The organism is Caenibacillus caldisaponilyticus (assembly GCF_002003465.1).
GTDB lineage: Bacteria > Bacillota > Bacilli > Bacillales > Sporolactobacillaceae > Caenibacillus > Caenibacillus caldisaponilyticus.
The window spans coordinates 44,673-58,162 of sequence record NZ_BDDQ01000002.1 but is presented as its reverse complement, the minus strand read 5'-3'; the positions used below and the strand labels follow the sequence as shown (position 1 = coordinate 58,162).

The 13,490-nt window shown below is 55.3% G+C and carries 10 protein-coding genes; all 10 read left to right on the top strand.

What is annotated here, in order from left to right; translation table 11 throughout:
- Window positions 1-173 precede the first annotated feature (173 nt).
- On the top strand, window positions 174-1,607 hold the full coding sequence (locus CCB157_RS00480) for a S41 family peptidase (RefSeq protein WP_077614063.1): 1,434 nt from the start codon (window positions 174-176) through the stop codon (window positions 1,605-1,607).
- Between the two features lie 199 nt (window positions 1,608-1,806).
- Window positions 1,807-2,994 carry a PDZ domain-containing protein gene (locus CCB157_RS00470; protein ID WP_077613958.1) on the top strand — a complete coding sequence of 396 codons (1,188 nt, stop codon included), beginning with the start codon at window positions 1,807-1,809 and terminating at the stop codon, window positions 2,992-2,994.
- Between the two features lie 366 nt (window positions 2,995-3,360).
- Complete coding sequence (uvrB, locus tag CCB157_RS00465; protein ID WP_077613957.1) at window positions 3,361-5,337, top strand: excinuclease ABC subunit UvrB; 1,977 nt, start codon at window positions 3,361-3,363, stop codon at window positions 5,335-5,337.
- Window positions 5,338-5,422: 85 nt separating this feature from the next.
- Window positions 5,423-8,299: an excinuclease ABC subunit UvrA gene (gene uvrA / locus CCB157_RS00460; RefSeq protein WP_077613956.1), complete on the top strand. Its 2,877-nt coding sequence runs from the start codon at window positions 5,423-5,425 to the stop codon at window positions 8,297-8,299.
- A gap of 557 nt (window positions 8,300-8,856) precedes the next feature.
- Window positions 8,857-9,054 (top strand): PspC domain-containing protein, encoded by a 198-nt coding sequence (locus CCB157_RS00450; RefSeq protein WP_077613954.1) that lies wholly within the window; start codon window positions 8,857-8,859, stop codon window positions 9,052-9,054.
- Window positions 9,055-9,093: 39 nt separating this feature from the next.
- On the top strand, window positions 9,094-9,453 hold the full coding sequence (locus CCB157_RS00445; RefSeq protein WP_077614062.1) for a phage holin family protein: 360 nt from the start codon (window positions 9,094-9,096) through the stop codon (window positions 9,451-9,453).
- A gap of 250 nt (window positions 9,454-9,703) precedes the next feature.
- Window positions 9,704-10,627 carry an HPr(Ser) kinase/phosphatase gene (gene hprK, locus CCB157_RS00435; RefSeq protein WP_077613952.1) on the top strand — a complete coding sequence of 308 codons (924 nt, stop codon included), beginning with the start codon at window positions 9,704-9,706 and terminating at the stop codon, window positions 10,625-10,627.
- A 389-nt stretch (window positions 10,628-11,016) separates the two neighbouring features.
- Window positions 11,017-11,958 carry a nucleoside recognition domain-containing protein gene (locus CCB157_RS00430; protein ID WP_077613951.1) on the top strand — a complete coding sequence of 314 codons (942 nt, stop codon included), beginning with the start codon at window positions 11,017-11,019 and terminating at the stop codon, window positions 11,956-11,958.
- Complete coding sequence (gene ppaX / locus CCB157_RS00425; RefSeq protein ID WP_238594540.1) at window positions 11,955-12,590, top strand: pyrophosphatase PpaX; 636 nt, start codon at window positions 11,955-11,957, stop codon at window positions 12,588-12,590. Before CCB157_RS00430 ends, ppaX begins: the two co-directional genes overlap by 4 nt.
- Window positions 12,591-12,724: 134 nt before the next feature.
- Window positions 12,725-13,216: an acyltransferase gene (locus CCB157_RS00420; RefSeq protein WP_077613949.1), complete on the top strand. Its 492-nt coding sequence runs from the start codon at window positions 12,725-12,727 to the stop codon at window positions 13,214-13,216.
- Window positions 13,217-13,490 lie beyond the last annotated feature (274 nt).

Here is a 13,490-nt window from a genome sequence, read left to right as displayed (position 1 = left end):
GTTGCGGCAAACAACCGCGGGGCGGGCGCCGTGTGTGATGAGCCAAACCATTCGGCAGCGCCCGACACGAGGATTCGAATGCTCCGCCGGCTGGCGGTTCGGCCCGTGATCACAACGCGACGCATTTTCGTTTATAAAAGGGGTGGCAGAAAACGGTGAAATTCAGCGGAAAAATGGTGGCGCTCCTCATGATCGTCTCCTTCCTCGTTGGCGCCGGAGGAACGTACGGCGCGATGGCGTGGTTTGGAGGCGACGGCCGGGACGTACCTGCGGCGGCGCCGTCAAAGGCAACGGATGCCGACATTCAAAAGATCGAGTCGCTCTATCATTTTATCGATAAAAACTACTATAAAAAGGTTGATGACGACAAACTGTTGAACGGCGCGATTCAGGGTATGATCGAGGCGCTCAATGACCCGTTTTCCTCTTACATGGATCCGAAGTCGGCGAGCGCGTTCACGGAATCGCTCTCTTCTTCCTTCCAAGGCATCGGCGCGGAAGTCCAACAGGTGAACGGCATCGTGACCGTCGTCTCCCCGATCAAAGGTTCGCCTGCCGAAAAGGCCGGTCTCAGGCCGCACGACCAAATTTTGAAAGTGGACGGAAAATCGCTGGAAGGCAAAAGTTTATCCGAAGCGGTGTCCATGATCAAAGGCAAAAAGGGGACGGTCGTCCACTTGGTCGTCAAACGCCCGGGCGTCTCCCACCTGCTCGAATTCAACATTACGCGGGACGAAATTCCGCTGGCGACGGTTCATTCCAAGATGTTCGACAAAAGCGGCAAACATCTCGGTTATATCGAAATCACGTCCTTTAATGAAAAAACCGACAAGGAATTCGATGCCGCGCTCTACAAATTGGAAAAACAAGGGATCGACGGGTTGATCATCGATGTCCGCGGCAACCCCGGCGGTTACTTGGACAAAGTGCAAAACATCGCCGGCCGGCTGGTCACCAGCGCCAAGCCGATCGTTCAAATCGAAGACCGCAACGGCAAGAAGCGCCCGATTTATACGGACAATAAAAGGAAAAAACCGTACCCGATCGTCGGGCTGATCGACGGCGGCAGCGCCTCCGCGTCGGAAATTTTGGCGGCCGCGCTGCACGAAGCGGGCGGCTATCCGTTGGTCGGAGAGAAAACGTTCGGGAAGGGGACCGTGCAACAAGGGGTGACGCTCAGCGACAAAAGCGAGCTGAAGTTGACGATGTTCAAATGGCTCACCCCCGACGGCCATTGGATCCACAAAAAAGGCATCCAACCGACCGTCAAAGTCAAGGAACCGGATTACTTTTATGCGGCTCCGCTCGTCGTCGACAAAGGCAAAGCGCTCACCTTTGATATGAACAACGCGGAGATCGCCAACGCCCAGAAGATGCTCAAGGGCGCCGGTTTTAATCCCGGCCGGACGGACGGTTATTTTGACGAAGGCACGGTGACGGCGGTGAAGGCTTTCCAAAAAGCGAACGGTCTTTCCGTCACGGGCAAAATCGATGCCCCAACCGCCACCAAGCTGGAAGAAAAACTCATGGATGCCGTCAAAAATCCGAAGAACGACCTGCAACTGCAAACCGCGCTTCGCGTCTTGTTGAAGGAGATTAAATCGTAATCCCGCTTCGGAACGGCTCCCGGCCGGATGCGCTGGATTCAGGCCAATCTTTGCGGCGCATCCGGCAGGAATTTCCTTGTTCGACGGCGAAATCCTCTTTATTGACGCTATCCGTACAATCGATGTACGGATATCTTTTTAAAAGGCCGCCATGAACGACGCGTGCATTTAACAAAGGACAAAGGTGAGGATGGAAAAGATGGACATGCTGATCACGATCCTGCGAGGCGTCTTGACCCTTTTGTATAATCCGCTCTTGTACTTATTAATCGCTGCCGTCTTTCTGGTCGGCTGGCAGCGCGTTCGCAGGGAACGGCGGTCTTTCGGCATCAAGGTGTACGGCATTCTGAACACGGTATTGGCGCTGATCGGACCGAGCTTTCTTCTCGGAGCGATCGGTTCCGTTGTCCTCATCGGCCTCGGCGTGGCTTTGCCGGCCGGGCTCGTTGTCCTCGTCACCGTCTGGACGTTGCTCTTTATGCTGACCGGGCAGTTGCGCTGCGTTTCACCCATGCTCTCCTTTGGGGCCGCCGCGGTTTTTGCCGCTTTTATGCCCAGTGTACACACGGGCATCGCGGTCATTGACCGCTGGGCGGCCGAGATCCGCGACGCTTCCTTGTTTGATTTCGGTATCGCGTTTGCCGTTGCCGCTTTGATGGAAGCGGCGGCCGTCTTGCTTTGGGGAGACAGACAGACATCGCCCCGCCTCATCAACAGCAAACGCGGCAAGAAAGTCGGCGCCCATGAAGCCAATCGCCTTTGGATCGCTCCGATTTTTTTCCTGATTCCGGCGACGGGGGCGATTCACGAAGCCGGCTGGTGGCCGTTGTCCGACGGGACGGTGTTCGGGCTGTGCGCGTTGCCCGTCGCGATCGGCTATCAGCAATTCATCACGCACAGCTTGCCGAAAAAGGCGGTGCAGCGTTCCGGCCTTTGGCTGCTGGCAACGGCGATCGTGGTCACCGCATGGACCGCCGTCGGCTATTTTTTCCGCCCGGATCTTTGCGTGGCCGCCGCGGGGGCGGTTGCGCTTTTGAGCCGTTTGGCGCTCATCGTTTGGCATGCCCATGAGCAAAACAGCAAACCTTTGTATTTTGTCGATCGCGGCGACGGGCTGCGCGTTGTCGGAATCATCCCGAACACGCCCGCCGAAAAAATGGGCATCCAACCGGGAGAAATCGTCCAAAAGGTCAACGGAAAACCCGTCCGCAGCGAGGCCGACTTTTATTACGCGCTTCAGGAGAACGCGACGTATTGCCGGTTGGAAGTGGTCGATGCGGCAGATGAAGTCCGCTTCGTCAAGGGCACGATTTTTGAAAACGATCCGCACAAAATCGGTCTCTTGTTTTTGGAGCCGTCGCGGCGCGTCAAAGAAAAAGCGAATTGAAAATCGGATGAAACGGACAGCAACCGGATGGAAGCCTGGGCTTTCACCGGTTTTTCTGCGTTTCAAGACGCGTCGTTTTCCGGCCATCGCGTTTGGCGGGGACGGCAATCACTTTTGGCAATCGGCCGCGCGGCATAAGGTTTCGAATGTTTGTTCGCCATTCTTTCTTGTGTTATAATAACACAAAATGCGCTTGCGGCTTTACCGCCGCGCCTGAACTGGATGGCGCGTTTAGCGGAATGCGTTAATGCGATGAAGCTCTGCGTTATAGAGCTTGACCATAAATGATGAACGCCTGATCGAACGAAACATCGCGACGGAAGGTCTTGATTTTGCAAGGCAACTTGATCATCGGAGGGACGTGCCATGCCGTTTCAGCTCAAGTCCAAGTTTAAGCCTCAAGGCGATCAACCGAAGGCGATTGCGCAAATCGTCGATGGGTTTCGCCGCGGCAAGAAACATCAAACGCTTTTGGGGGCGACGGGCACCGGGAAGACGTTCACCATGTCGAACGTCATCCAACAGTTGAATAAACCGACGCTCGTCATCGCCCACAACAAAACGCTCGCCGGCCAGCTGTACAGCGAGTTCAAGGAATTCTTCCCGAACAACGCCGTCGAGTATTTCGTCAGCTATTACGATTACTATCAACCGGAAGCGTATATTCCGCAAACGGATACTTATATTGAGAAAGACGCCAGCATCAACGATGAAATCGACAAGCTTCGCCATTCGGCGACGAGCGCGCTTTTAGAACGCGACGACGTCATCATCGTCGCCAGCGTTTCCTGCATTTACGGCCTCGGTTCTCCCGAAGAATACAAGGCGCACGTCATCTCGCTCCGGGTCGGCATGGAAAAAGATCGCGACCAACTGTTGCGCGAGCTCGTCGACAACCAATACGAACGCAATGACATCAATTTTGTGCGCGGCAAGTTCCGGGTGCGCGGGGACGTCGTCGAAATCTTCCCCGCTTCTCGCGACGAACATTGCATCCGCGTCGAATTTTTCGGCGACGAGATCGACCGGATTACCGAGATTGACGCGCTGACCGGCGAGATCGTCGGGCAACGGGAGCACGTCGCGATCTTTCCGGCTTCCCACTTCGTCACGGGCGAAGAAAAGATGAAAATCGCGATCCAGCGGATCGAAGCCGAGCTGGAGGCGCGGCTGAAAGAGCTGCGCGAGCAAGGAAAATTGCTGGAAGCGCAGCGTCTCGAGCAAAGAACGCGTTATGACTTGGAAATGATGAGAGAGATGGGCTTTTGTTCCGGCATTGAGAACTATTCCTTGCATTTGACGCTGCGCGAGCCCGGATCGACGCCTTACACGCTGCTGGATTATTTCCCGAAAGATTTTCTCATCATCGTCGACGAATCGCACGTGACGCTGCCGCAGATTCGCGGGATGTACAACGGCGACCGGGCGCGCAAAGACGTTCTGGTCGAACACGGCTTTCGCCTGCCGTCGGCGCGGGATAACCGCCCGCTTCGGTTTGAAGAATTCGAACAACACATTCATCAGATCCTTTACGTGTCGGCGACGCCCGGGCCGTACGAACTGGAGCATTGCCCCGAAGTCGTCGAACAGATCATCCGGCCGACGGGCTTGCTGGACCCGACGATTGACGTCCGCCCGACCGAAGGCCAGATCGACGACTTGCTCGGAGAAATCAATGAGCGGGTCAAACGCAACGAGCGCGTGCTTGTGACGACCTTGACCAAAAAGATGGCGGAAGATTTGACCGACTATCTGGAAGAAATGGGCGTGAAGGTGCGCTATTTGCACTCGGAAATTAAAACGCTCGAACGCATTGAAATCATCCGCGATCTCCGCCTCGGCGTGTTCGACGTGCTCGTCGGCATCAATCTCTTGCGCGAAGGGCTCGACATCCCCGAGGTGTCGCTCGTCGCCATCCTGGACGCCGATAAGGAAGGGTTCTTGCGCGCGGAACGGTCGCTCATCCAGACGATCGGCAGGGCGGCCCGCAACGCCAACGGCCACGTGATCATGTACGCGGACCGCATCACCGACAGCATGAGAGTCGCCATCGAAGAAACAAGGCGGCGGCGGAGAATTCAAGAGCAATACAACAAAGAGCACAATATTACCCCGCAGACGATCAAGAAGGACATTCCCGACGTCATCCGCGCGACGTATGCGGCGGAGGCGCAGGAAACGTACGCGGAGAAAAAGCCGGATGTCACGAAGATGACGAAGAAAGAACGGGAAAAACTCATCGCGAGCCTCGAAAAGGAAATGAAGGAAGCGGCGAAAAACCTCAATTTCGAACGGGCGGCCGAACTGCGCGATATCATTTTGGAGCTGAAAGCGGAAGCGTGAGCGGCCTTCGCGCCAAGCTCCACGCCGCGCGAGATTCGGACCGACAATTTGCCAGTGGAACTCTCGACGGAAGGATGACCGACGCATGGCATTGGAAAATATCGTTGTAAAAGGTGCCCGTGAAAACAATTTAAAAAACATCGACGTGACGATCCCGCGCGACAAGCTCGTCGTGCTCACCGGCCTGTCCGGTTCGGGCAAGTCCTCGCTCGCCTTCGACACGATCTATGCGGAAGGCCAGCGCCGCTATGTCGAGTCGCTGTCGGCCTATGCCCGCCAATTTCTTGGACAAATGGACAAACCCGATGTCGACGCGATTGAAGGCTTGTCGCCGGCGATTTCGATCGACCAAAAAACGACGAGCCGCAATCCGCGCTCGACCGTCGGAACCGTCACGGAGATCTATGATTATTTGCGGCTGTTGTACGCCCGCATCGGACGGGCGGTGTGCCCGGAGCACGGCGTCGAGATCACCTCGCAGACGATCGAGCAAATGGTCGACCGCTTGCTGAAATATCCGGAGCGGACGAAAATGCAAATCCTGGCGCCCATTGTCTCCGGGCGGAAAGGCGAGCATGTCAAAGTGCTCGAAGACATTAAAAAACAAGGATTTGTTCGCGTCCGCGTCGACGGCGAACTGCGCGAGGTCTCGGAAGACATTCGGCTTGAGAAAAACAAAAAACATACCATCGAGGTCGTCGTCGACCGCATTATCATAAAAGACGGCGTCCGGAGCCGCTTGGCCGATTCCTTGGAAACGGCGACGAAACTTTCCGGCGGCCGCGTCATCGTCGACGTCATCGGTGAAGAGGAATTGCTGTTCAGCGAGCACTACGCTTGCCCGTATTGCGGGTTTTCGATCGGCGAACTGGAGCCGCGCCTGTTTTCGTTCAACAGTCCGTTCGGCGCCTGCCCCGCTTGTGACGGACTCGGCTTCAAATTAGAGGTGGATTTGGACCTCGTCATTCCGGACCGGTCGAAAACGTTGCGCGAACATGCGATTGCGGCGTGGGAACCGTCGAGCTCCAATTATTATCCGCAATTGCTGCAGAGCGTGTGCGCGCATTACGGCATTGACATGGACACGCCCGTCCGGGATCTGCCCGAGTGGCAAATGGAGAAAATCTTGTACGGCAGCGGCGACGAGCGCATTTTATTCCGCTATGAAAATGACTTCGGGCAACTCAAGGAGAACTACATTTATTTTGAAGGCGTCGTCCGCAACATCGAGCGCCGCTATAAAGAGACGACTTCGGATTTCACGCGCGAACAAATGGAGGCCTACATGGCGCAAAAACCGTGTCCGGCGTGCAAAGGCAACCGCCTGAAGCCGGAAGCGATGGCCGTTTATGTCGGCGGGAAAAACATCGGTGAAGTGACGGCGATGTCCGTCCGCGAAGTCCGCGACTTTTTCAAAAACCTGGAGCTGACGGAGAAGGAGCGGGCGATCGGCCGCTTGATCCTGCGGGAAATCATCGAACGCACCGGGTTTCTCGTCGACGTCGGCCTCGATTACTTGACGCTGAACCGCGCCGCGGGCACGCTTTCCGGCGGTGAGGCCCAGCGCATCCGCCTGGCGACCCAAGTCGGTTCGCGGCTCATGGGCGTGCTTTATATCCTCGATGAGCCGTCGATCGGTCTGCACCAGCGCGACAACGATCGCTTGATTCGCACGTTGGAAAACATGCGCGACCTTGGGAACACGCTGATCGTCGTCGAACACGATGAGGACACGATGCTGGCGGCCGACTACATCATTGACATCGGACCGGGAGCGGGCGCCCATGGCGGTTATGTGACCGCGCAAGGCACGCCCGAGGAATTGATGAAAAACGAAAAGTCGCTCACCGGCCAATATTTGTCGGGCCGCAAGTTCATTCCCGTCCCGGCCGAACGGCGTAAACCGGACGGACGGGTGATCCGGGTGGTCGGCGCCAAGGAAAACAACTTGAAAAACGTAACGGTCGATATTCCGCTCGGAACGTTTACGTGCGTCACGGGCGTCTCGGGTTCGGGCAAGAGCACGCTCGTCAACGACATTTTGTTCAAAGCCTTGGCGCAAAAATTGAACGGGCGCCGGGAAAAACCGGGAGCACACGAAAAAATCGAAGGCATCGAAGCCCTTGACCGCGTCATCGACATCGATCAGTCGCCGATCGGGCGGACGCCGCGCTCCAATCCCGCGACGTACACGGGCGTCTTCGATCTGATCCGCGACGTGTTCGCGCAGACGAACGAGGCGAAAATGCGCGGATACAAGAAAGGGCGCTTCAGCTTCAACGTCAAAGGCGGGCGCTGCGAAGCGTGCCGCGGCGACGGCATCATCAAAATCGAGATGCATTTCCTGCCGGACGTTTACGTTCCGTGCGAAGTGTGCCACGGGAAACGCTATAATCGGGAAACGCTCGAAGTCACTTATAAAGGCAAAACGATCGCGGACGTTCTGGAGATGACCGTGGAAGAGGCGTTGGCCTTTTTCGAGAACATTCCGCGCATCAAGCGGCGTTTGGAGCCGTTATACGCCGTCGGCCTCGGTTACATCAAATTGGGACAACCGGCGACGACGCTTTCCGGCGGCGAAGCGCAGCGCGTCAAACTGGCGTCGCAGTTGTACCGGCGCACGAACGGCCGGGCGTTGTACATCTTGGATGAACCGACGACCGGCCTGCACGTCGACGACATCAAGCGGTTGCTCGATGTCTTGCATCAGCTCGTCGACAACGGCGACTCGGTGCTCGTCATCGAACACAATCTCGACGTGATCAAGACGGCCGACTATATCATTGACCTCGGTCCGGAAGGCGGGGTCAGAGGCGGCGAAGTCGTCGCTTGCGGAACGCCGGAAGAGATCGCTGAAGTGGAAGCGTCGTATACGGGACAATACTTGAAACGGATCTTGGAGCGCGACCGGCGCCGAATGGCGGAACGCATTGCCGCCCAGCAGTCCGTCCCCACGCGCTGATGCCGATGGCTGTGCGGCCTGCCCGCTTGTTCCGTTAAAATCTGTGGTTCCTTATGGCGACGCCAAAGCGGCAAGGCAAAAAGGCATCCTGGCCATGGGATGCCTTTTTATACAACGGCGGTTTTTCATGTCGGCATGCGGTGAGGCGATGTTTGAGGTCAAAGGAGAGATCATGCTCGAAGTCCGGGGCCGGATGCCGGTTTGTCGCCGGATCGGTCGCGCCGGCGGGCGCAAGCTGGCTTTTTCGTAAAAGCGGGGCTTTTGCGCAAGGCATGCGCTCGATTCGGCAAGGAGCCGGAATGCGTTTGATGCAAAGGATTGGACAAGTATTCATCAACATAAGGTTTAAATGGAATGCTAAATGTATTCAGCTTGGCGCCGTGCATGAAAAACCGGACCGTTGGTCGCGAGAAGACGGAATAATTAAAAGAAACCACGTTTGCAGAGCGATCGCGGTTGGCGCCTGCATGACGTGCATGTGCGGCGGGAGCGCGAGGCGAAGATGTTTTGTGAGCGGATTTGTGGGGCTTAAAATTTTTAAATGGAGTGGACTGTGCATGAAAAAACTTTATCGGTCGCGAAATAATCGGATGTTGGCAGGAATACTCGGCGGCATCGGCGAATATTTAGATGTCGATCCGACGGTCGTCCGCGTCGTTTATCTCATCTTGCTCATTTTGACCGCCGTTTTTCCGCTGGTTTTGATTTACTTGGCGCTATATTTTATCATCCCGGCTTCCGAATATGACGGATGATGCCGGAATCCGGTCAAGCGAGCGGGGGTTGGACCGTTGTTGAAAAATTGGTTGATCCACATCGTCGTGAATACGATTGTTCTTATGACCGTGGACGGATACATGGATAGCATTCAATTGCGAAGCGTGTGGGCGGCGCTGGGCGCGGCGGTCATTTTGTCGATTTTGAACGTCGTCGTCAAGCCCGTCCTCATTCTGCTCACCCTGCCGGTGACGATTTTGTCGCTCGGTTTATTTTTGTTCGTCATCAATGCGATCACGTTGTCTCTCACCGCCTGGCTGATGGGCGACGCTTTCAAGATCGCCGGCTTCGGTTCGGCTTTCTTGGCCTCGTTGATTATATCGCTTCTCAATCTCCTCATCCAAACCTTTATTGTCCATCCTCTCAAAAATAAATGAAGCGGATCGAAGCGGTCCGCTTCGTCTTGATTGCCAGGGTTCCGGCCGTCCTTTTATCCCGCTCGGTCTTCTCCATCGGCGCTTTCAAAGCGCTGTTTTGCGTCGTGACTTATCGAGCGGTTTTGGTAAAATGGAGGATGAATGACGTCAATCGGACGCCTTCATTTTTAGACGCAAAACGCATAAGCAAGATTTTGGGTCGTAACCACACAAAAGGTTTTGGATGATATCACAAAAAGGAGTTCTCATGATGGGCCAAGTGACAGTCAAAGAAATCCTCAAACATTTTAACTTTGAACTCCTCGCTGGCGAAAGCGGCCTCGAACGGACGATTACGACGAGCGACATCTCCAGGCCGGGTTTGGAAATGGCTGGCTATTTCACTTATTATCCGGCGGAGCGCATTCAGCTTCTCGGAATGACGGAATTGTCGTTTTTTAAATCTTTGCCGAAATCGGAAAGGCTTGACCGCATGGAAAAGCTGTGCAACGTGGATACGCCGTGCATCATCCTTTCCCGGGGCCTGGAAGCGCCTGAGGAATTGTTCGAAGCGTCCAAAGAGAGCGGCGTGCCGGTCCTGCGCTCCACTTTGAAGACGACGCAGTTGAGCAGTATGTTGACGAATTATTTAGAAGCGCGCTTGGCGCCGATGATCACCGTTCACGGCGTCCTGGTCGATGTCTACGGAATCGGCGTGCTGCTGACGGGTGACAGCGGGGTGGGCAAAAGCGAGACGGCGCTGGAGCTCGTCAAGCGCGGCCACCGTTTGGTTGCGGACGATTCCGTGGAGATTCGCCAAACCGGTGAAAACGAACTCGTCGGAAACGCGCCGGAGCTCATCCGCCATTTGCTTGAAATCCGCGGGCTCGGCATCATCGATGTCATGACGCTGTTCGGAGCGGGGGCGGTGCGTTCTTATAAAAAAATTTCTTTGATCATTCATTTGGAGCTGTGGGATCCCGACAAGTTTTATGATCGGCTCGGCCTTGAAGAGGAAACGGTGAAAATGGTCGATACGGTGCTGCCGAAGCTGACCATCCCCGTGCGCCCCGGCCGGAACCTCGCCGTCATCGTCGAAGTGGCCGCGATGAATTTCCGGTTGAAGCAAATGGGGATCAACACCGCCAAACAGTTTTCCGAACGGTTGAACGATGCGATCGAAGGCAGAAATTGAAACGCCAGGGAAGAGCGGGTTTCCGCTCTTCCGCTGGCATGCTCCTTTTGGGGGCGTAAGTTGGCGGATTCTGTTCTTCAACCGTTGAATGGATGTTCGGATCGTGCCGCGTTGGGCGCAAACCGATGAAAGGCCGACCGGGACGGTTTAAGAAGGAACACGGTGCCAACGGACATGAGCGGTGCGGTTTCGCCATGCTTGGCGGATTTTCAATCCGCTTTTTTAACCATCGATGAACTAAACGCGTCGGTAGATCTGACGTGAGGAATATGACCAAATAGAGATATCGACGGCGTGTGCCTGACGAGCGGCGCGATCGTTTCGCTGATTTTGGGCCGGCTTGCGGAAAGCTCTTCTTTTTGTGCAGGCGCGCGCAAAGGAGTGGGAGCATGAAATCTTTGAAAACCGGATTGATCAAAGGTCTAGAGACGACGTGGTCGCTTGGCAAAATCATCTTTCCCGTGACGCTCGTCATGACGGTGTTAAGTTACACCGAGCTGTTTGATCACCTCATCGCCTCGGTCACCCCGGCGATGAAATGGATCGGCCTTCCGGGTGAAGCGGCGATCCCGCTCGTCTTCGGCAATTTTTTAAGCTTGTACGCCGCGATCGGCGCGATTTTGTCGCTGGATTTAACCGTTAAAAGCGTTTTTATTTTAGCCGTCATGTTGTCTTTTTCTCATAACCTTTTGGTGGAATGCGGCGTCGCTTCCCGGGTCGGCGTAAAGGTTTGGGTGATGATCGCCGTCCGCTTGGGCCTTGCCGTCCTCGCCGGTGTGGTTCTCTCCCATCTTTGGCACGGCGGCGGTGAAAAAGCCGTTTACGGGTTCATTCCGTCAAAGGAAAGCGTGCCTCATGGTTGGGCCGCGATGATTGAAGCCGGTGCGGCCAAAGCGGCGATGGGGATCGGGCAACTGGCTGTCATTGTCATTCCGCTCATGATCGGGATCCAAATTTTAAAAGATTTGCGTTGGCTCCATCACTTTTCCCGGTGGATGGCGCCGGTCACGAAATTTTTGGGCATGCGCGCCAACGCGTCGACGACGCTCGCCGCCGGCTTGCTTTTCGGCATGGCTTACGGCGCAGGCGTGATGGAGCACGCGGCGAAAGAGGACGGCGTCGACCGCCGCAGTTTATATTTAACCTTTATCTTTTTGATCAGTTGCCACGCCGTGATCGAAGACACATTGATCTTCGTTCCGCTCGGCATTCCGGTTTGGCCGCTGTTTCTCATCCGTCTCGCCGTTGCGACGATTTTGACCTGTGCGGTGGGGTATATTTGGAATAGAGGATGGCCACAGTTAAAGAACAGCGAGGAGGCATCTTTGTGATCGACACCTGTTTGTTTGATCTGGACGGGACGTTGATCAATACGAACGATTTGATCATCGCGTCCTTTTTGCACACGTTAAATCATTATTACCCCGGCCGCTATACGAAAAAAGACGTGATCGCGTTTATCGGGGAACCGCTTGAAGTGAGTTTTCATCGCGTTGATCCCGCTCGTGTTAAAGAGTTGTGCGAACATTACCGCCGTTACAACCTTGAGAAACATGATGAACTTGTGAAAGAATTTCCGAATGTCAACGACACGCTGAAGACTTTGAAAGAAAAAGGGTACAAGCTCGGGATCGTGACGACCAAACGGAGGGAGACCGTCAACCTCGGAATTCGTCTGACAAAAATCGAACCGTTTTTCGATGTGATCGTGACGATCGATGATGTGAAGCGTCCGAAACCCGCGCCGGATCCCGTTCGGCTCGCTTTGGAAAAACTCGGATCCAAGCCGGAACAGGCGGTCATGATCGGCGATAGTCCATTCGATATTGAAGCGGGCCGGAGCGCCGGGACGAAAACGGTCGGCGTGTCGTGGACCATCAAAGGCGTGGCCGCGCTTCGGGAGGTCCATCCCGATTATCTGATCGACGATATGAAGGAATTGCTGGCGATCGTTGACGCGTGATTTTTCGCGGGAGGCCCGGACGATTTGATTTGGCTTGTCCTGTCTCGTCATCGGCTCGGGTGCAGGCTTGGCCGGTTCTTCAGTCCGACGGCTTTTTCCGCTCCGGCTTCCAGTGGTCAGGAGGAGGTATGGCGATGCGAAAAACGACGCGCTATCCGGTGGAAGGGCCGAATCCCCTTTGGCACGTCTACCGGACGGTGCCTTTTTTAAAAGTGATGAAAAACTTTATCGTCATTCAAATCGGGCGCTACACCCCTTCCATGCGCATGAAAAATTGGCTGTATCGCACGTTTCTCCGCATGAAGATCGGCGAAAAAACCTCCTTTGCGCTCATGGCCATGCCGGATGTGATGTTTCCGGAAAAGATCACCGTCGGACGCAATTCGGTCATCGGTTACAATACGACGATTTTGACGCATGAGTATTTGATCGACGAATATCGCCTGGGTGAAGTCGTCATCGGTGATGAAGTGATGATCGGCGCCAACTGCACCATTTTGCCGGGCGTGACGATCGGCGACCGCGCCGTCGTCTCCGCGGGCACGCTCGTCCACAAGGATGTCCCGCCCGGCAGCTTCGTCGGCGGCAATCCCATGCGCATCATTCGGGGGACAGTCCCCCATTAAGATAATGTACTAAAGTGTTAAAGCAAAAAAAGCCGGGATTTTCAGCCCCGGCTTTTTAATACTTTAAAGCGGCGGGGGACAGTCCCCCGGGAGGGAAGATATGCTCAATCATTATCATCATTGCGCGTCTTGCCGGCATTTCGGCTTTCGCACAGAAGCGGGCAAAAAAATCCCGATGTGCACGCGGCTGGGCTACGATACTCGGCCGGAGTACCAATTTAAATGTTGGGATCCGAAACCGCGCGTCCGCCGGGCGATGGAGAAAAAGGGGGTC